Annotated in this window: 20 protein-coding genes; 14 read left to right on the forward strand and 6 right to left on the reverse strand. The window is 36.8% G+C overall.

Annotation, left to right across the window (positions count from 1 at the left end; translation table 11 throughout):
- The first annotated feature begins 82 nt into the window (after positions 1-82).
- Positions 83-673 (forward strand): lipoprotein BA_5634 family protein, encoded by a 591-nt coding sequence (locus tag ILT06_RS22035; RefSeq protein ID WP_154131283.1) that lies wholly within the window; start codon positions 83-85, stop codon positions 671-673.
- Between the two features lie 29 nt (positions 674-702).
- Here ILT06_RS22035 and ILT06_RS22040 read toward each other — a convergent pair whose 3' ends face one another.
- The gene (locus ILT06_RS22040) at positions 703-1,395 is read right to left on the reverse strand and encodes an RsfA family transcriptional regulator (RefSeq protein ID WP_064476069.1); all 693 of its coding nucleotides are present in this window, start codon (positions 1,393-1,395) and stop codon (positions 703-705) included.
- A gap of 285 nt (positions 1,396-1,680) precedes the next feature.
- Here ILT06_RS22040 and ILT06_RS22045 point away from each other — a divergent pair, with 285 nt between their 5' ends.
- From ILT06_RS22045 to ILT06_RS22070, 6 genes are all read left to right on the forward strand, one after another.
- Positions 1,681-1,905 carry a YuzB family protein gene (locus ILT06_RS22045; RefSeq protein ID WP_002089811.1) on the forward strand — a complete coding sequence of 75 codons (225 nt, stop codon included), beginning with the start codon at positions 1,681-1,683 and terminating at the stop codon, positions 1,903-1,905.
- 312 nt (positions 1,906-2,217) lie between these two features.
- Entirely contained in the window at positions 2,218-3,273 is a 1,056-nt protein-coding gene (locus tag ILT06_RS22050) for a FecCD family ABC transporter permease (protein ID WP_064476070.1), read from the forward strand.
- Positions 3,270-4,286: a FecCD family ABC transporter permease gene (locus ILT06_RS22055; RefSeq protein ID WP_001260766.1), complete on the forward strand. Its 1,017-nt coding sequence runs from the start codon at positions 3,270-3,272 to the stop codon at positions 4,284-4,286. Before ILT06_RS22050 ends, ILT06_RS22055 begins: the two co-directional genes overlap by 4 nt.
- A 15-nt stretch (positions 4,287-4,301) precedes the next feature.
- Positions 4,302-5,114, forward strand: coding sequence for an ABC transporter ATP-binding protein (locus ILT06_RS22060; RefSeq protein WP_000212065.1), 813 nt, complete (start codon positions 4,302-4,304; stop codon positions 5,112-5,114).
- Positions 5,115-5,303: 189 nt separating this feature from the next.
- Complete coding sequence (locus ILT06_RS22065; protein ID WP_000787720.1) at positions 5,304-6,251, forward strand: ABC transporter substrate-binding protein; 948 nt, start codon at positions 5,304-5,306, stop codon at positions 6,249-6,251.
- Between the two features lie 146 nt (positions 6,252-6,397).
- Positions 6,398-7,702, forward strand: coding sequence for an HD domain-containing protein (locus ILT06_RS22070; RefSeq protein WP_000262747.1), 1,305 nt, complete (start codon positions 6,398-6,400; stop codon positions 7,700-7,702).
- Between the two features lie 39 nt (positions 7,703-7,741).
- Here ILT06_RS22070 and ILT06_RS22075 read toward each other — a convergent pair whose 3' ends face one another.
- Positions 7,742-7,927 (reverse strand): 2-hydroxymuconate tautomerase, encoded by a 186-nt coding sequence (locus ILT06_RS22075; protein ID WP_001147171.1) that lies wholly within the window; start codon positions 7,925-7,927, stop codon positions 7,742-7,744.
- Positions 7,928-8,038: 111 nt separating this feature from the next.
- Here ILT06_RS22075 and ILT06_RS22080 point away from each other — a divergent pair, with 111 nt between their 5' ends.
- Both ILT06_RS22080 and ILT06_RS22085 read left to right on the forward strand, forming a co-directional pair.
- On the forward strand, positions 8,039-8,713 hold the full coding sequence (locus ILT06_RS22080; protein WP_000372469.1) for a site-2 protease family protein: 675 nt from the start codon (positions 8,039-8,041) through the stop codon (positions 8,711-8,713).
- A 25-nt stretch (positions 8,714-8,738) separates the two neighbouring features.
- Positions 8,739-9,248 (forward strand): YwhD family protein, encoded by a 510-nt coding sequence (locus ILT06_RS22085; RefSeq protein WP_064476072.1) that lies wholly within the window; start codon positions 8,739-8,741, stop codon positions 9,246-9,248.
- A 34-nt stretch (positions 9,249-9,282) separates the two neighbouring features.
- Here ILT06_RS22085 and ILT06_RS22090 read toward each other — a convergent pair whose 3' ends face one another.
- Positions 9,283-11,334 carry a transglycosylase domain-containing protein gene (locus ILT06_RS22090; protein WP_088047726.1) on the reverse strand — a complete coding sequence of 684 codons (2,052 nt, stop codon included), beginning with the start codon at positions 11,332-11,334 and terminating at the stop codon, positions 9,283-9,285.
- A gap of 102 nt (positions 11,335-11,436) precedes the next feature.
- Positions 11,437-12,162, reverse strand: coding sequence for a glycerophosphodiester phosphodiesterase (locus ILT06_RS22095; protein WP_088047727.1), 726 nt, complete (start codon positions 12,160-12,162; stop codon positions 11,437-11,439).
- Positions 12,163-12,314: 152 nt separating this feature from the next.
- On the opposite strand from ILT06_RS22095, the gene ILT06_RS22100 reads away from it, so the two are divergent.
- The 4 genes from ILT06_RS22100 (at position 12,315) to speB (ending at position 15,997) form a co-directional block, all read left to right on the forward strand.
- On the forward strand, positions 12,315-12,722 hold the full coding sequence (locus tag ILT06_RS22100) for a MerR family transcriptional regulator (RefSeq protein WP_061680054.1): 408 nt from the start codon (positions 12,315-12,317) through the stop codon (positions 12,720-12,722).
- 5 nt (positions 12,723-12,727) lie between these two features.
- A complete protein-coding gene (locus ILT06_RS22105) occupies positions 12,728-13,891 on the forward strand; it encodes an MFS transporter (protein ID WP_048560437.1) in 1,164 nt (387 codons plus the stop codon).
- A gap of 186 nt (positions 13,892-14,077) precedes the next feature.
- Positions 14,078-14,905 (forward strand): polyamine aminopropyltransferase, encoded by an 828-nt coding sequence (speE, locus tag ILT06_RS22110; RefSeq protein WP_064476076.1) that lies wholly within the window; start codon positions 14,078-14,080, stop codon positions 14,903-14,905.
- Between the two features lie 219 nt (positions 14,906-15,124).
- A complete protein-coding gene (gene speB, locus ILT06_RS22115; RefSeq protein WP_001209823.1) occupies positions 15,125-15,997 on the forward strand; it encodes an agmatinase in 873 nt (290 codons plus the stop codon).
- 113 nt (positions 15,998-16,110) lie between these two features.
- Here the strand turns inward: speB and ILT06_RS22120 are convergent, their stop codons facing one another.
- Positions 16,111-17,148 carry a PTS sugar transporter subunit IIC gene (locus ILT06_RS22120; RefSeq protein WP_064476077.1) on the reverse strand — a complete coding sequence of 346 codons (1,038 nt, stop codon included), beginning with the start codon at positions 17,146-17,148 and terminating at the stop codon, positions 16,111-16,113.
- Between the two features lie 234 nt (positions 17,149-17,382).
- Here ILT06_RS22120 and ILT06_RS22125 point away from each other — a divergent pair, with 234 nt between their 5' ends.
- Complete coding sequence (locus tag ILT06_RS22125; protein ID WP_064476078.1) at positions 17,383-17,745, forward strand: YxeA family protein; 363 nt, start codon at positions 17,383-17,385, stop codon at positions 17,743-17,745.
- Positions 17,746-17,755: 10 nt separating this feature from the next.
- On the opposite strand, the gene ILT06_RS22130 is transcribed toward ILT06_RS22125, so the two are convergent.
- Positions 17,756-18,757, reverse strand: a complete 1,002-nt coding sequence (locus ILT06_RS22130) for a S66 family peptidase (protein ID WP_064476079.1) — start codon at positions 18,755-18,757, stop codon at positions 17,756-17,758.
- Positions 18,758-18,902 lie beyond the last annotated feature (145 nt).

The raw sequence follows: 18,902 nt of genomic DNA on the forward strand, positions 1-18,902 counted from the left end.
TTGTTGTAAGGAAAGTGAATTGGTTAAACGAGCTGCAATAGTTAAACTAAGAGATGCAATTATGCTTTTAGGAGGAATACAAATGAAAAAAGTTAAATTAGGAATCGTAGCAATTATGTCCGCTGCTGTATTTAGCGGTTGTTCTATTATGGATATAATCGCACCACAAGCAACAGGAGTTGTTATGTACGGAGATGAAGCAGGCGTTCAAAAAACAATGGATCAATATAAAGATAAAATTGAATCCCAAAATACATTTGAAGCAAAATTAGGAACTGTTAATGAGAAAAAGGTTTTAATTATGAATAAAACAACAGCTGAAAAGATGATAAAAGAAAACATGCTGAAAAAAGTAGTGAAAGAAGATGTAGAACCTATTAAAGTATTGCCGTCTGTTTCAGGTGAAGTGGGAATAGTGTTTGCTAAAGATACACAAAATGATGTAGTAATTGATGGAAAGAAAATGAAGTATGAGGGTAATATAGTAATCGGTGATGCTCGTAAATATGCGGATATGTATGCAGTTGTTAGTGATGCCGAATATACAAAGATAAATGAACCGGTAAAAACGATTGGATTAGCAGCTTTTAAAGAGAATCCAAAGGAAAAGATTTTCCCAGATATAAAGAAAGGTTCTAACGTAGAAGAAGTGCATATGGTGGAAGTGAAATAATAAAAAAGGATGCATTGCATGCATCCTTTTTATTCTGCAATCTTTTCTAAATTACCATTTCGATCCATTCGGAAAGATGTTTGTGAGCGTTCCTCATCATCCATTACTGCTAATTTACGAGCACGGTTCATAATATTCATAAGTGTTTCGTAATCCTCTTGTACAGTATGAGATTGTTGTTCTAATTTTTCTAGTTTCTTTTCTAGTTCTTCATTTCGCAAGATTTGCGCTTTAATTTCTTGCTTCAATCTCGTATTCTCGTTTTCAAGAGCTGTTACTTTTATATTTGAAGATCCGACTGTTTGTAAAAAATAAATAACATCTTGCATGGTCATAGAGCTTTTTGCAGCAGGAACAGTAGATTCTTGATATGGAATAACTTCTTTATATTGTACAATTGATTCTTCTTGTACGAATTCTTCGTAATCAGTTATCGAATCTGAAGCTGGTGGTGTATAAAGTAAACGTTTTTTCGCTTGTTCACCGCTTGCAGCGCGCATTTTATCTTTACGATGTTTTTTTGCTAGTTGAAGAGCTTGTTCATAACTATAGCGAACAACAGCATTCCAACGGAAACCACAGGCAGCCGATGTACGATTTAATTGATCACCCACTTCTTCAAATGCATTTAATTGAGTACTTCCTTCTCGAACGTGACGAAGTACAGTTTCAGCAAGTAATAAATCATCCTCATCCGTCCAAGCATCTTGTCTTACTTTCATAGATTCAACTCCCTTTCTTTTTATGAACTTCCTATTTTTATAATGGGCAAAAAAATGAGCTTTTATACAAAGCTTTTAAAAATATGGTAGATTTCGATGAAAGGTATAAATTTTGCCAAGAATGACGTAAGCTTCTGTAGGAGAACATATAAATATGTAGCATTAATATGAAGAAAGAGCTTTATAGGGAAACTTGCAACGAGCTTCAAAGAGCGGTAAAATACCATTTAGTGTTTATTTTTAAATGTACTTGAGAAAAGTTTAAAATAGAGGAAGTGTTATATAATGGGGAACGAATTTCGTGTGTGTGATGATTGTCAGGCAACGAACGTTAAAACGTTGATTCCAAAGTTAAAAAAAGTAGATTCATGTGCAACGATTGAAGTTGCGTGTCAGTCTTACTGTGGCCCTGGCCGTAAAAAATCATTCGCATTTGTAAATAATCGTCCAGTCGCGGCTCCAACAGAAGATGAATTAATTATAAAAATTGAAGCAAAGTTAAATAAGTAAGAAAAAGAAGAGTGAATAGATTACTCTTCTTTTTTATGCCCATAAGAGGAATGAGTTATTCTACGAAAATACAATTGAGTAGATTAACATTCAATGAAGGAGAGGCATCATCTGTTCATTCAAATTTCAATTTATATAAATTTGTATTTCAAAATAATGGTTGACAGTCTTTTGAAGCGATAGGTAGAATAGAAAGTGTCTGATTCTGAGAATCATTATCAGGAAAAGATCAATTAACCTAATTTTTTTATTACTATTTGAGAATAAATTTCATTTTATTAAATATATGTTGTTGGTTAGGATGGTTGAGGTATGGAAGCGAGCGCAAGGAGTATAGAACATCAAGATGTGAATGTTAAAGAGATTAAGAGCAGACCGCTCGTTGCTTCTATTATTTTAGTAGCAGGTACAGTTTTGTTAGCTTTAAGCATGGCAGTTTCTATTTCGTTTGGTGCTGCAGATATTAGTTTAAAGACTGTATGGCAAGCTGTGTTTCAGTTTGACGGTTCTATTACGCATCATAACGTAATTCAAGAACTTCGCATGCCTAGAGCAATAGGGGGCGTAGTTGCAGGTGCCTTTTTAGCGGTATCAGGGGCAATTATGCAAGGTATGACGCGAAATCCACTTGCTTCACCATCGTTAATGGGAATTACAGATGGAGCTGTATTTGGAATTGCAATTATGTATGCATTCTTCCCTAATTCACCTTATTTAATGTTCGTTATCGCATCTTTTATTGGAGCTGCGTTTGGAGCGAGCATTGTATATGGAATTGGGTCTTCTTCACCAGGTGGATTAACACCTGTGAAGTTAGCTTTAGCCGGTGCAGCAATTAGTGCTTTATTAGGGGCCATTTCATCTGGAATTGCGCTATATTTCAACCTTGCCCAAGAGGTGAGTATGTGGAATGCAGGCGGAGTTGCGGGAGTGAAATGGGAAAGTATTAATATGTTAGTACCGATTGGCCTTGTTTGTCTCTTTATTGCAATTATGATGTCGAGGTATATTACAATTTTAAGCTTCGGTGAAGAAATTGCGATTGGACTTGGTCAAAATACGACATTAATTAAATTTATCGGAACAGTACTTGTTCTCGTGTTAACAGGTTCTGCGGTTTCTATGGCAGGATCGGTTGGATTTGTTGGTCTTGTAATCCCGCATATGACTCGTTTCCTCGTAGGCTCAGACTATAGATGGGTTATTCCATGTTCTGCGGTCTTAGGTGGGCTGTTAATTGAATGTGCAGATATGTTATCTCGCGTTATTAATCCACCGTTTGAAACGCCAATTGGAGCAATTACAGCGCTAATTGGGGTCCCATTCTTCCTCTACTTAGCACGTAACGAAGGGAGAGGGAAAATGTGAGGACAAGTGTCTTAACAAAAAAGAACGTTTCTGTTTTAACAATCTTAGTAGGATTAATCATTACTGTATTTTTAGTAAGTTTAAATACAGGGACATTTAAAATCCCGCCAATGGACGTATTAAAGTCATTGGTTGGACTTGGGGCTGAAGATCAGTCTGTTATTTTATTTGAATTCCGTATGCCGCGTATGGTTATTGCTATATTAGTCGGATCTGCTTTAGCGATGTCAGGTGCGATTTTGCAAGGATTATCACGAAATCCACTTGCTGATCCAGGTATTATCGGTATTAACGCTGGAGCGGGATTAACAGTTGTTATATTCGTCTACTTTTTCTTCGGAAAAGTTGGGACTGGTACATTTTTATCTGTATTTATCCTTCCATTCTTCGCGTTAGTTGGTGCAATATTAGCGGCGGTTATTATTTATTTACTAGCATGGAAAGACGGCGTTTCATCAACGAGATTAATACTAGTTGGTATCGCTGTTGCAGCCGGGTTTGGTGCTGTTAGTTTAATTTTTTCTATGAAGATGACATCTAACGATTTCCGTTTTGCTACGATTTGGTTAGCAGGAAGTCTGTGGGGCACAGATTGGAAGTTCGTGCTAAGTGTACTTCCATGGATGGTTATTTTCTTGCCACTTGCTATTAGTAAGGCGCACATATTAAATGTAATGAACCTAGGCGACTCGACAGCTGTTGGTCTTGGTTTAAATGTAGAAAAAGAAAGACGTAAATTATTATTTATTGCAGTGTGTTTAGCTGGCGCATCTGTCGCTGTTGCCGGAGGAATTGGTTTTATCGGTTTAATGGCTCCGCATTTAGCGAGGCGCCTTGTTGGTGGTAAACATCAAATTATGCTGCCTACTGCTGCACTAATAGGGACGTTTTTACTTTTATTCGCAGATGTAATTTCAAGAAGTGTGTTAACAACTTCAGAAATACCGGTCGGTCTTGTTATTTCTGTAATTGGTGCACCATATTTCATATACTTACTTATGAGGACAAAATAAAGGGAGGCTTTTTGTATGGCAACTTTAGCAGTTGATGCGGTATCTGTTGGATATAATGAAGGGTTAATTATTGATGGATTAACAGTTGAAATTCCGGAAGGGAAAATTACAACAATTATTGGACCAAATGGTTGTGGGAAGTCCACATTATTAAAAACGGCTTCTCGTATTTTGAAGGCGAAAAAAGGTACTGTTTATCTTGACGGAAAAGCAATCGAGAAACAACCAACGAAAGAAATCGCAAAGAAAATGGCGATTTTACCACAGACTGCAGAAGTGCCAACTGGCCTTACTGTGTTTGAACTTGTTTCATATGGACGTTTTCCTCATCAAAAAGGATTTGGAACGTTGAAAGAAGAGGATTATCGTTACATTCATTGGGCACTTGAAGTGACTGGAATGACAGAATTCGCAAATCGTTCAGCGGAGGCGTTATCAGGCGGGCAACGTCAACGTGTATGGATTGCGATGGCCCTTGCACAAGGAACAGAATTACTCGTATTAGATGAACCAACAACGTACTTAGATATGGCGCATCAATTAGAAGTATTAAATTTATTGAAAAAGTTAAATGAAGAAGAAGGTAGAACGATTGTTATGGTTATCCATGACTTAAACCATGCTTCTCGTTTCTCAGATCATATGATTGCATTAAAAGCAGGTAAGTTAATGAAACAAGGAACGCCAGATGAAGTGATGACAAGTGAAACACTTCGTAACGTATTTGAGATTGAAGCTCAAATCGTTCCATGTCCAGTAAACTGTAAACCGATTTGTTTAACATACGATCTAATGATGATTAATAATCAATTACGTAAAAAAGCATAAATAGAACCCCCTCTAGAGAGGGGGGACTTCTAATGGACGTTGAGCTTCTTATATATGAATGGGAAGTTGAACGCCCGTTAGAATGGGTTATTAACAACAGTTAATAAACATATATTGATTGATTGTTATACTCGTTTCTTATAGTTCATTGTAACTTATAAGAGAAATACAGCTAGAAGGAGTGGGAACATGAAGAATTTTAAAATGGCACTATTAGCAATGGTACTAGTCGTTACTTCTGTACTATTTGCAGCTTGTTCTAACAAAGAAGAAGAGAAGAAAGCAGATGCGAAGGATGCGAAGACTGAAGAGCGCACTGTACAACACGCAAAAGGGGAAATTAAAATCCCTGCAAATCCAAAGAAAATTGCTGACCTTAGTGGTTCAACAGAAGAATTATTAATTTTTGGTATGAAACCAATTATTACTGCTAATACATCTCAAGAAAAAATTGATACACATATTGAAAAGAAATTAAAAGACGTAAAACCAGTTGGTTCTGCTTGGGGCGATAAAATTAACATCGAAGCAGTGGCTGCTGCAAAACCAGACTTAATTCTTGTAAACAATCGTCAAGAAAAGATTTATGATCAATTATCTAAAATTGCACCAACAGTTATGTTAAAAACTCCATTAGATCAATGGCGTCCAAAATTCGAAGAAGTAGGTCAAATCTTCGGTAAAGAGAAAGAAACAAAAGAATGGTTCAAACAGTATGATGAAAAAGCAAGCAAATTACATGATAAAATCGTTGCGAAAACTGGCGATGCTAAATTTATGAAAATGGCTGCATATCCAAATGCTTTCCGCGTATACGGTGACTACGGTTACGGTAGCGTAATCTTTAATGATTTAAAATTACCAGCAGTTAAAGGTACACCAACGGATAAACCACTAGTACAAGTACAAAAAGAAGCTTTAATCGATTACAACCCGGATTACTTATTCGTATTTACAACTGGTGACGGTTCTCAACGTCTAAAAGAATTCCAAGAAGAATCAATTTGGAAAAACATGAACGCTGTTAAAAACAACCACGTATTTACAATTAAAAACGAAGACGTAAACAAAGGTTACTTCCCTCTAGGTAAAGAAATGATCTTAGATGAAGTTGCTGAATTCGTTTTAGGGAAATAATGTATAAACAGAAATCACTTTTACTTCGGTAAAAGTGATTTTTTCTTTATATAAGGGCAATTAATATAGTCTTTCATTTCTTTCTGTTTCCTATTTCGTTTATAATATATAGTAAGAATGCAGTAAAGAAAGGGGGATGTCGGAAGGTGGTATATTTAAACGACAAACTCAGCGAAACAAAAGTGTTTAAAGACCCGGTACATAAATATGTGCACGTACGCGATCGTGTTATTTGGGATTTAATCGGAACGAAAGAATTTCAACGCTTGCGCCGTATTAAGCAGCTTGGAACGACATTTTTTACATTTCACGGTGCAGAGCATAGTCGCTTTACTCATTCGTTAGGTGTATATGAAATTATTCGTCGTATGATTGATGATGTGTTTGATGGCAGACCGAACTGGAATGCTGAAGATAGATTGTTATGTTTATGTGCGTCATTACTTCATGATGTCGGTCACGGCCCATTTTCTCACTCGTTTGAAAAAGTATTTTCATTAGATCATGAGAAATTTACGCAAAAGATTATCGTTGGAGATACGGAAATTAATCGCATATTAAGTCGTGTGGATAAAGACTTTCCGCAAAAGGTAGCCGATGTAATCGCGAAAACATCTACTAATAAATTAGCGATTAGCATGATTTCCAGTCAAATTGATGCAGATCGTATGGACTATTTATTAAGAGATGCGTATTTCACTGGCGTAAAGTATGGAAACTTTGATATGGAACGTATACTACGTGTCATGCGTCCATATGGAAATCAAGTAGTCATTAAAAATAGTGGTATGCATGCTGTTGAGCATTATATTATGAGTCGTTATCAAATGTATTGGCAAGTATATTTCCATCCGGTAACGCGCAGTGCCGAAGTTATTTTAACGAAGATTTTACACCGTGCAAAATCATTGCATGAGAAGTATTATACATTTAAAAATCATCCGGTTCATTTCTATTCTTTATTTGAAGAAGAAGTAACAGTAGAGGATTATTTAAAGTTAGACGAGAACGTTATGTATTATTACTTCCAAGTATGGCAAGACGAAGAAGATCCAATTTTAAGTGATTTATGCCGTCGTTTTATGAATCGAAACCTATTTAAATATGTAGAGTTTACAGATAAGCACGGTTTAGATAATTGGATGGAATTAAGTAGCTTATTTAAAAAGATTGGACTTGATCCAGAATACTATTTAGTAGTTGATTCAACATCAGACTTGCCGTACGACTTTTACCGTGCTGGTGAAGAAGAAGAGCGTCTGCCAATCTTACTCCTTATGCCAAATGGAGAGCTTAGAGAGCTTTCGCGTGAATCGGATATTGTTGAGGCAATTACTGGTAAGAAGAGAAGGGATCAAAAACTATTCTATCCGCATGATTTAATCTATGAAGATGGAAGAAAAGGAAAATATAAAGAGAGAATCATCGAGTTACTAGAAGGAAAAAAATAAGAAGCAGCTAAGAGCTGCTTCTTATGAAAGAACTTGAAATTATTTGTCGCTTAAGCGTTTTCCGCCAACTGCATAATGGTTTTTAGACATTTCTTCGATGAAAACAACGATGTTTTCTTCAGGAGCACCAGTTGTTTCGCTTACTGCTGCTGTTACTTTCTCAGCAAGAGCTTTCTTTTGTTCCTCTGTGCGTCCTTCTAGCATTTTCACTGTTACGTATGGCATATATAATCGCTCCTTTTATGTAAGTTACACTCTTATTATAGCGGATTATGGGGAAGAACAATCGAAAAAACAAATATTTTCTTTTTTGACAGATTGAAGAGGAGATGAATCATGGATCAGTTATTTAGATACCCATTGCAACAAATTCCGTTGGTAGCAATGGCCATTATTATTGCGTTATCAGTGCATGAATTTGCGCATGCATATGTTGCATATAAATTTGGAGACGATACAGCAAAGAAGCAAGGCCGTTTAACATTATCACCGATGGCGCACTTAGACCCTATTGGGATGATCGCTGTATTAATTCTTGGTTTTGGTTGGGCAAGACCTGTTCCTGTTAACCCATATAACTTTAAACGGCCGCGTCTTGCAGGTATATTAGTTTCAATTGCAGGCCCAATTAGTAACTTAATTTTAAGTGCAATTGGTTTAATTATTTGGTATAGCCTATTAACATTTGGTGTATTAGACTCAATTCCATTTGCAGTAGCAGATACATTGGCTCAATTCTTCCGGATTTTTATTATGCTTAATATCGTATTACTTGTATTTAACTTATTGCCAATTCCGCCACTTGATGGGTATCGAGTTGTGGAAGATCTAGCACCAACAAATATTCGTGCGAAAATGACACAGTATGAAAAGTATGGAGCAATAGCGTTATTAATTCTTGTTATTACACCGCTTAGCAATTATACAATTCAACCTATTTTTAATGTTGTCATTCCATATGTATTTGTATTTTTAGACAGTATCATTGCGCCTATTTTTGGCCTTTTATAATCATTAAGTGAGGAGGAATTTTCATATGACAGAGAAAAAGAAAAAAATCGGTTTTAATATCGTGAAAAATGATTCAACAGATGGACATGGTGGTTTTGGTGTTGGAGCATTAAGTCTAGAAAACATTTCACCTGTATTTGTCGATGTACTAGAGAAAACAGCATTTGTCGATATCGGTGCAATGCATGCACGTAGTACAGTCGAAAAAGGTATTAAGTTTTTAACAAATAAAGATGAAGTTCCAAACGGAAAACCATTTTGGCTTGTGTGGGTAACGATTGAAAGAACGGCGACAGGTGCTTATTATGCAGGTGTAACAGCTTGTGAAATGACAGTTGACCGTGAAATTCGTCGCGGATATAAATCACTTCCAGAGCACGTAAACAAAATGGATAAATCAATGAAGCGTTACATTATGGTTGACCATATGGATGAAGTATCTAAAAAAGTACTTGGTACGTTCTTGAAAGAACATAATGAAGCGATTTGGAACGAATCTAGTGAAGAATTGCGCCGTGCATTATTAAGTGAATAAAAAATAGCTGACGGATGCCCGTCAGCTATTTTTTTTACCAAGGAAGATATTTTTTCCACCAACTTGTTTTTTTCTTTTCTTCAGTTGTCTTTTCAAATTCTTCTTTATCATCAACATGATCCATACAATATTCAGTCGGTTCTGTACCTTTTGCGAAATACATTTTCACTGAAATTGGACAATTTTTTGTAGCGATTTTTCCGTTTTCAGGGTTAATATCGACTGCAACGACGTCACTTGGTTGTTTAAACTCTTTTTTAGGCTGTCCATCTAATCCCTTTTCCATCGTATCGGTCCATATTCTTTTTGCATATCCTTGTTCTGCTACGTTTGAAATCGATTTAGGTTGATCGTATCCAACCCATACACCCGTTACGATTTGCGGGGTAAATCCAATCATCCAACTATCTGTTTCAGTAGAACCGGATTTTCCGGCATATGTTCTTGATAGTTTAGATAACATCGATTGACCAGTTACAGCAGCATAGCTGCTCAGTTTTTTATTAAACATGCCCGTCATCATTTCTTCCATCACAAACGCTTTGCTTTTATCGAGAACTTGTTTACTCTCCAGATGAGCATCGTATAACATGTTTCCTTCCTGGTCCATAATGCGGCGAATAAACATCGGTTTTACTTCTTTTCCACCGTTTGCGAACATGCTATAAGCATTCGCCATTTCAATTGGTTTTACAGGAGATGTGCCAAGAGCAAGAGATGGAACATCTTTTAATGCGCTCGTAATTCCGAATTGTTTCGCTGTTTTTGTAAGGATATCTTCACCTAAAAACAAATTCGTTTTCACAGCATATATGTTATCAGAAACTGCGAGAGCTTGTGCCATCGTTACGAAATCATCTGCATAATAATCTTTATAGTTTTTTGGTTTATACTTTGAAACACCGTCGCCTAAAGTAAATACCGTATATTCGCTTTTTAAGCGCGTAGCAGGGGTGAATCCTCGTTCTAGTGCCGCATAGTATAGAAATGGCTTAAATGTAGAACCAGGCTGACGAACGGCTTGTGTAGCCCTGTTAAATTGACTCTTATTATAATCGGTTCCTCCCACAAGGGCAGCCACTTCACCTGTTTTTGGATTCATAGAGACGAGTGCGGTTTGTATGTTTGTTGTGTCAGGTATGTGATCTTTTACAGCTTGCTCTGCAACAGATTGTAATTTAGGGTCTAGTGTTGTATAAATACGCAGGCCACCCTTTTGTAAGGCTTGTTCATCTAATCCGATATCACGAAGAAGAGAAGCTTGTACAGCATCTTGAAAATAAGGTGCAATCTCTGCCACTTTTTTTGTATCTAATGAGGCAAAAGTTAGTGGCTCTTTTTTTGCTGATATTGCTTGTTGCTTCGTAATATAACCTTGTTCTACCATTTCGTCTAATATGAGAGATTGTCGTCCTTTCGCACGATCCTCTTTTAAAAAGGGAGAGTAGACACTAGGTCCTTTCGGAATGCCTGCGAGCATACTAGCTTCCGCTAATGTTAATTCTTTTGCTGTTTTATCGAAATATAGACGGGACGCAGCTTCGATACCATAAGCACCATGTCCGTAATAAATTGTATTTAAATATCCTTCTAAAATATGATTTTTATTATAGTTCACTTCAAGGCGGATTGTGTACATCGCTTCTAATAGTTTACGTTTCCACGTTTTATCATGATCTAAGTATAGGTTACGAGCATACTGTTGTGTAATCGTACTAGCACCTTGGACTTTTGCCATCGCTTTTAAATCGGCAACAATAGCACCAGCAATACGTTTCATATCAAAGCCATGATGTTTGTAGAATCGTTGATCTTCTATAGATAGTGTCGCCTCTTTTACATAAGGAGAGATTTCATTGAGAGATACATTGTAACGTTTTTGCATTTCATTATTTTGTCCGATAACAGTGTCATCATTAGCGTAAAAGACACTCGTTTGCGGGACAGCAACAGGAGGAGGTCCCATAATTTTTGCAACTATAATAATAACAAAAAAGGAAAAAACGAAAAAAAGAACAGAAGAAAACATTACGGTGAAGAAAAGACGTTTATATTTTTTAAGTTTCGGATTCATAGTTTGATCCATCTTTTTCAGCCCCTCAATACTAATACAAACATTATTGTATTAGTATTGAGGGTTTTCGGTTATTTTAAACAATGAAATTTCGAAAACAAAAAGCTCCTTCAATTAAGAAAGGAGCTCAAAGGCACGTGCTGGCCAATCGGTAATAATAACATCTACGCCATAGTCAATCATAATTTGTAAATCTTTGTATTCGTTAATTGTATAAGGGCGGAAAGCGTACCCTTGATTTTGTGCAAATTGGACAAATTCTTTTGTTAATAATTGAAAGTTTGGGTGTAAACCAGTTGCGTTTCTATTTTTTGCTTCAGCAATCGGATCAGCAAGTGGTGTGTCATATAAAATTGCTCTTGGGATTTCAGGAGCTATTTCTGCTAATAATGAAATAGAGTCGTGGTTAAATGATGAGAATACAATTTGATTAGATAGATGATATTCACGAACGAGAGCGATAGCTTTTTCTTCAATAGTTGGATAGTGAATGACATCTGTTTTTAACTCAATGTTGAGCTGTAACTTTGTTGTAGATAGCCAAATGAATACTTCGCGTAACGTTGGGATTTTTGCTTCATGGAAAGAAGGGTCTTTATGGCTGCCAGCATCTAAAGCTTGTAATTCCGCTACCGTTTTTTCAGAAACAAGACCGATACCATTTGTTGTGCGATCTACTGTTTCATCGTGAATCACGACAAGTTCACCATCTTTTGATAGGTGGACATCAAGCTCGATGCCATGGGCTCCAATGCGTTCGGCTTCTTGGAAAGCAATCATCGTATTTTCAGGATGTGTTCCTTTTACCCCGCGGTGGGCGAAAATAAGTGGTTTATTCATAGGGAAATCTCCTTATCGTTTCTTTTCTTTCATTATGAAACTGCTTTTGGAAAAATACAATTGAATGGGAAAAACATTTACAAAAGTCTAACAGTTGCACAAAAGTTAACGTTAACGTAAAATGTAATAATTGAGTGAAGGGAGGAATAAACATGTATAAAATTGATGAAGTCACAAAGCAAGTTGGTTTAACAAAACGTACACTTCGTTATTATGAGGAAATTGGTTTAATTCATCCCCCTGAACGTAGTGAGGGGAACATTCGCCTGTATACAGACGAGGATATCGCCAGAATTAAAAGAATTGTGGAAGCGAAAGAAGTGTTAGGAATTACGCTTCAAGAAATGCAACATTTCTTATCGTTAAAAGAACGAATGGAGCAAAGAAGAAATAGTGAGAACCCTCGTGACCGCGAAGTGATTCAAGAAATTAAAGAGATGCTTGAAAAACAAGTGCAAACGCTAGACGAGAAAATGGAGCAAATGCAGCGCGTAAAGGCGGAACTCGAGGATAGTTTACATCGCGCAGCGACATTTTTAGAGAATACAAAAGGAGAGTAATCAAAATGGAGAGCAAACAAAAACTAGGGAGATTGATTACAGTGGTGGCTACCTTTCTTGCCTTTTCGGGTATAGGGGTAGTCGATCCAATCTTGCCAAGCATCGCTGAGCAAATTGGTGCATCGCATTGGCAAGTAGAGATGTTATTTACAGCATATATTTTAACGATGGCAATTATGATGTTACCAGCTGGAATATTCGCATCGAGATTTGGTGATAAACGAATGATGACGATCGGTCTTGCGATCGTGACTGTATTTGCGTTTATATGCGGTATATCGCAAACGATTGCTCAATTATCTCTTTTCCGCGCTGGATGGGGATTAGGAAATGCGATGTTCTTTGCAACGGCGATGACATTATTGATTGCATTAAGTAAAGAAGTTCATGAAGCGGTAGGGTTATATGAAGCAGCTATCGGTTTAGGGATGGCAGGCGGACCGTTATTAGGCGGTATATTAGGTGGACATTCTTGGCGTTACCCATTTTTTGCGACGAGTATTTTAATTTTCTTAGCATTTATTTTAGTTTTCTTTTTTGTAAAAGAACCGGAGCGAAAAGTGAAGCGTAAAGCGGCAGGCGTAGGAGAATTACTTAACCTAGTGAAATATAAACCGTTTATGCAAGGTGCGATTTCAGGAATGTTATACTACTACGGATTTTTCGTTGTATTGGCATATTCACCACTTATTATGCATTTATCTGCTATTCAATTAGGGTTTGTATTTTGCGGATGGGGATTAGCGTTAGCTTACGGTTCAGCAATTTTAGCTCATAAGCTGGAAGGTAAATATGAGCCGAAAGCATTGTTGAAAGGCAGTTTACTCGTATTTGCGCTTTTCTTAATCGCGCTATTCTTCGTGAAAGTTATGTGGTTACAAATTGTATTAATTGTTCTATCAGGATTAGCATCTGGATTAAATAATGCATTATTTACAAGTTATGTAATGGATATTTCACCTTATGAAAGATCTGTTACATCAGGTGTTTATAACTTCGTTCGTTGGTTGGGTGGCGCAATTGCTCCAATCTTATCAGGAATCATCGGCCACACTGTTTCACCACAAAGTCCGTTTTTAGTCGGTGGAATTGTTGTGTTAGTCGGTTGTGTAATGATTTTAATTCCGGTTCGAAAACCGGTAGAAGTAGAGAGAAAAGCCCTTTCTTAAGAAAGGGTTTTCTTTCCTATTACAGGGCAATCCCTTTTCGTATATATGTTAGAACCCTCTGACTAAAATATATTTTCGGTATTTTTGTACTTTTAACTATACTTTTTGGATGTTTTGTTTTATTTTTGTTAGGGGACATTAATGATGTCCCTATTATAAATTTGCATTGAAAGGCGTGATTGTACGATGGAACTATGGTTCACTGAAAAACAAACAAAACATTTTGGGATTACGGCGCGTATTAACCGCACATTACATACGGAGCAAACAGAATTCCAAAAACTTGATATGGTTGAAACGGAAGAGTTCGGAAACATGCTTATTTTAGATGGCATGGTTATGACAACAGAAAAAGATGAGTTCGTTTATCATGAAATGGTAGCGCACGTACCTTTATTTACACATCCAAACCCTGAAAACGTATTAGTTGTAGGTGGTGGCGATGGTGGTGTTATTCGTGAAGTGTTAAAACACCCAAGTGTAAAGAAAGCAACTCTTGTTGAAATCGATGGAAAAGTAATTGAGTACTCTAAACAATACTTACCATCAATTGCAGGTGCATTAGATAATGAGCGTGTAGAAGTAAAAGTAGGAGACGGTTTCCTACACATCGCAGAAAGCGAAAATGAATATGACGTAATTATGGTAGATTCTACTGAGCCAGTAGGACCAGCAGTAAACCTATTTACAAAAGGCTTCTACGCTGGAATTTCAAAAGCGTTAAAAGAAGATGGTATTTTCGTTGCACAAACGGACAACCCTTGGTTCACACCAGAACTAATTACAACTGTGTTTAAAGACGTAAAAGAAATCTTCCCAATTACTCGTTTATACACAGCGAACATTCCAACTTACCCAAGTGGACTTTGGACATTCACAATCGGATCTAAACAACATGATCCACTAGAAGTAAGTGAAGAGCGTTTCCACGAAATCGAAACGAAATACTACACAAAAGAATTACACAATGCAGCATTCGCATTACCGAAATTTGTTGGCGATTTAATTAAGTAAGAAATCGAGTTTGAACAAATAAAGTGTAGGTAGCTCATTTAAGGTGTTTGTCCAGAAGACTTGAACATGCTAGCTACTTACACTCCTGTAAAGAAAATCGTCTTCTTATTGTTAAAAAAGAAGACACCGGTAAATCGAGAAAGAGGAGCAGCTCGCTCCAAATTTGAGAAATAATGAAAGGTTGGGATACCTTAAGTTCCACATAAGGAGGAAAAGAGTATGCGTTTTGATGAAGCTTATTCAGGTAAAGTATTTATTAAAAGTCATCCAAGTTTTGAAGAGTCAGAGGCAGTTATTTACGGGATGCCAATGGATTGGACAGTAAGCTACCGTCCAGGTTCTCGTTTTGGCCCTGCACGTATTCGTGAAGTATCAATTGGTCTTGAAGAATATAGCCCATATTTAGATCGTGAACTAGAAGAGGTAAAATATTTTGATGCGGGTGATATTCCATTACCATTTGGAAATCCACAGCGTAGCATAGACATGATTGAAGAGTATGTATCAAAACTTTTAGATGCCGATAAGTTTCCACTAGGTCTCGGCGGTGAGCACTTAGTGTCTTGGCCAATTTTTAAGGCAATGGCAAAAAAATATCCGGATTTAGCAATCATCCATATGGATGCTCATACTGATTTACGTGAATCGTATGAAGGGGAGCCTTTATCGCACTCTACACCTATTCGTAAAGTGTGCGATTTAATTGGTCCGGAAAACGTATATTCTTTCGGTATTCGTTCTGGAATGAAGGAAGAATTCGAATGGGCAAAAGAAGTAGGTATGAACTTATATAAATTTGACGTATTAGAACCGTTAAAAGAAGTATTACCGAAACTTGCAGGACGCCCAGTTTATGTCACAATCGACATTGACGTATTAGACCCAGCTCACGCTCCAGGAACAGGAACGTTAGAAGCTGGAGGTATCACATCTAAAGAATTATTAGATTCCATCGTGGCAATTGCAAATTCAAATATAAATGTAGTTGGAGCAGACTTAGTAGAAGTAGCTCCTGTCTACGACCATAGTGATCAAACACCAGTCGCAGCAAGCAAATTCGTGCGGGAAATGCTGCTCGGTTGGGTGAAGTAAAAGTGAAGCCGACTGTTTAGATCCGGTGAATAAGGTTCTTAGACGCAAGGGTCTAGGAGGCGTAACTGGATAAAAAAAGAGCTATTCTCATCGTTTGAGAATAGCTCTTTTTCTTATGCAACCTTCTCTTCCGAAGTAATGCCGCGAATTTCATCAGCAGAACGAATTGGATATTTGCGGAATACGATTGATCCGATGTATCCAACAATAGTGGTAACGATTCCACATAATACAGCAGCAATTGTTACTTTTACAACGTCATTAAATCCGAATAAGACAAGAAGTCCTGGGATTGGTGATGCTGTTCCTGGCGCATTATTAACGAGCTGGAACAGAGATGTAATAATACCAGCAAGCGCACCGCCAACGAAGTTTGTCGCATAAATTGGAATTGGATTTGCTGAAACAACATCGGCTTGTGTTAAAGGCTCGATTGCTACAGCAATTGTATCTTTCTTTGAACAAATCTTTAGTCGTTTAAAGAAAATAAAGTTCATTGGGGCTGAGGCTGCTACGGCAAGACTACCAATTGCCATTGGTAAACCTGTTAATCCAAGCATTGCAGTTAGTGCCATAGAACTTAATGGAGAGGTAGAAATAACTGTTATTAATCCACCAAGCATAATACCCATAATGATAGGACTTTCTGTAGTTGCAACTGAAATCATAGAACCGATTTTACCGAGTGTTGCGTTCACGAGCGGATCCATAAGCATGGCCATGCCGCGCGAGATTGGTGCAGCAATAAATAAAATTGCTAAGAATTCTACACCAGCCGGTAATTTCTTTTCGAGAAATTTCACGACGAAAGCGCAAATGTATCCAGCGAAAAATCCTGGTAAAATACCGAATCCACTAGTAGCGATACCGATTAAAACAGCATATACGGGTGAAACACCGATTGCTAATGCGACTAAAATTGCCGCTGCGACACCGCTCATACTACCAGAAGCTTCTCCTACTGATTGTAAAAAGTCATTATGAAACATTTCTCCACCGATATAACGGTGAAATGCTTCAATAAGAAAACTTGCGATTGCTGCATTAGCTAAAGCACCCATTGCTTTCATGCCGTAAGGAGCACGGTAACTAAAAAGTGTAAATAGACAAAGTACAACAAGTAATAGTGCTAAACCTTGCAAGATAGCCATTTGAAAACTGTCTCCTTTGATTTTTGTAATAAAAATTCGTATCATTCAATAATAATATAAAAGTTTGGTAAACGGAAAATTTTTTTGATGGGAATTTGCTATAAAGGGAAAAACTCTTACAATAATGTAAGGAAAGTGTAAGGCGTTTCGATAGAGTATAGTATGTTGTTTTTCGTATAATACATGTATAGACATAAGGTTAGTGAGAAAGAAGTGCAAACAGGAGGCGCATTTATGAAATTGGTAATTAAAGTTTTAGCTGTGTTCGCCATTATTTTAGGGGGAACAGCATATTATTTAAACACAAAAACAGAAGGTGTACATGCTTTTGTAGACAACTTCTTTTCAAATAAAGAAATACAAGATTATTATGCGGTTATAGATAAAGGTGAGAAAAAAGCCGGTGAATACTTGTATACATTTAAAGGGTATACAGAAGACGGAAAGTTACAAGTTGTGAAAAGAATGATGAACCGTGAATTGCATACGGGGGAATTTATAAAAATTTATGCAAAAGGTACGCAAGGAAAAGGATGGGCTGAAATCTCAAAAGAATCAATTCCGCAAAAAGCATTGGAGAAAATAGAAAAACCATAAAAGGAGCGACTCATTCGCTCCTTTTATGGTGCGTTAAAATGGTGATCGATGTCTTTTCTTTGTTAGAAATGATTTTTGCACGTCCACCAATTGGGAAAGTGAAAATCGGGGTTGTATGCCCGAAACTTGCGTTTGCAATGATAGGGGTATGTGCAAGTTCAGGTTTTGAAGCGATCATTTCTTGAATGTCTTCTATCGTACATTGTGCACCTTTTTGCATCTTTCCTATGACGATGCCTTTTATATGTTCAAAGTTAGGTTGCTGCATAAGAGAATGTAAATAACGATCAAAAGTGTTAAGGGTAGCTTTTCCAGTTAAACTATCCTCCTCAAGAAATAATATTTTATCCTGTAAGTTTGGCATATATGGTGTACCTTGTAGTAAATTCAATGTGCTCATATTACCACCGATAATCTCTCCAGTTGCTTCGCCTTCATGAATTGAAACATAACCTTCATTTTTAATAAATTCTCGATTTTCTTGATCGATGTACCAAGAATCATCGCTCCATGTTTCAGATGGCAGGACTTCAATAGGTTCATTAGAAGTTAAGCATTTTAAAAAATAATCAGTCGTATATTCGAGACCTTTCTCCATTCCAAATGAAGAGAAATGGGGGCCTGAATATGTAACAAGTCCTGTTTTTGTGTAAATTGCATTATTTAAAGCGGTAATATCAGAATAGCCACAGAAAAACTTCGGGTTTTCTCGAATTAAGTCATAATCGAGATGTTTCAATAAACCATTAGAGTTATATCCGCCAAGTGTCGTCAAAACGGCTTTTACATTAGGGTCTCTAAATGCATCATGAAGATCTTGAACACGTGAAGAAATAGAAGAGGAAGCAAATCGATCGATCTCATCAGCATATGTTGAGAATGTAACTTGAAAGCCCATGTCGGTTAATCTTTTTATTGCAAGCTCTTGGTTCGTATTTGAGACAATACTTAAACTACAAGAGGGTGAAATAACTCTAATTTCATCACCTTTTTTCAATTTTGTCGGTAGCACATAACTCACCTCTTTAAATAAAAGAATATTTAGATTTAAAAAACATTTTATCATATGAAATAAAGTGGAAGTGAATTATTTTTTGAAATAGAGTTTTCCTGATTTTTCAGCAGACAGACAGAGGTTTTTTTTGATATGATAGGAA

It is taken from the genome of Bacillus sp. 17RED48 (genome assembly GCF_019837545.1).
Taxonomy (GTDB): domain Bacteria; phylum Bacillota; class Bacilli; order Bacillales; family Bacillaceae_G; genus Bacillus_A; species Bacillus_A wiedmannii.

Coding starts and splice junctions, on each gene's coding strand:
- ILT06_RS22035 (WP_154131283.1), top strand. CDS start 83: ATGAAAAAAGTTAAATTAGGAATCGTAGCAATTATGTCCGCTGCTGTA.
- ILT06_RS22040 (WP_064476069.1), bottom strand. CDS start 1,395: ATGAAAGTAAGACAAGATGCTTGGACGGATGAGGATGATTTATTACTT.
- ILT06_RS22045 (WP_002089811.1), top strand. CDS start 1,681: ATGGGGAACGAATTTCGTGTGTGTGATGATTGTCAGGCAACGAACGTT.
- ILT06_RS22050 (WP_064476070.1), top strand. CDS start 2,218: ATGGAAGCGAGCGCAAGGAGTATAGAACATCAAGATGTGAATGTTAAA.
- ILT06_RS22060 (WP_000212065.1), top strand. CDS start 4,302: ATGGCAACTTTAGCAGTTGATGCGGTATCTGTTGGATATAATGAAGGG.
- ILT06_RS22065 (WP_000787720.1), top strand. CDS start 5,304: ATGAAGAATTTTAAAATGGCACTATTAGCAATGGTACTAGTCGTTACT.
- ILT06_RS22075 (WP_001147171.1), bottom strand. CDS start 7,927: ATGCCATACGTAACAGTGAAAATGCTAGAAGGACGCACAGAGGAACAA.
- ILT06_RS22080 (WP_000372469.1), top strand. CDS start 8,039: ATGGATCAGTTATTTAGATACCCATTGCAACAAATTCCGTTGGTAGCA.
- ILT06_RS22085 (WP_064476072.1), top strand. CDS start 8,739: ATGACAGAGAAAAAGAAAAAAATCGGTTTTAATATCGTGAAAAATGAT.
- ILT06_RS22090 (WP_088047726.1), bottom strand. CDS start 11,334: ATGGATCAAACTATGAATCCGAAACTTAAAAAATATAAACGTCTTTTC.
- ILT06_RS22095 (WP_088047727.1), bottom strand. CDS start 12,162: ATGAATAAACCACTTATTTTCGCCCACCGCGGGGTAAAAGGAACACAT.
- ILT06_RS22100 (WP_061680054.1), top strand. CDS start 12,315: ATGTATAAAATTGATGAAGTCACAAAGCAAGTTGGTTTAACAAAACGT.
- ILT06_RS22105 (WP_048560437.1), top strand. CDS start 12,728: ATGGAGAGCAAACAAAAACTAGGGAGATTGATTACAGTGGTGGCTACC.
- speE (WP_064476076.1), top strand. CDS start 14,078: ATGGAACTATGGTTCACTGAAAAACAAACAAAACATTTTGGGATTACG.
- speB (WP_001209823.1), top strand. CDS start 15,125: ATGCGTTTTGATGAAGCTTATTCAGGTAAAGTATTTATTAAAAGTCAT.
- ILT06_RS22120 (WP_064476077.1), bottom strand. CDS start 17,148: ATGGCTATCTTGCAAGGTTTAGCACTATTACTTGTTGTACTTTGTCTA.
- ILT06_RS22125 (WP_064476078.1), top strand. CDS start 17,383: ATGAAATTGGTAATTAAAGTTTTAGCTGTGTTCGCCATTATTTTAGGG.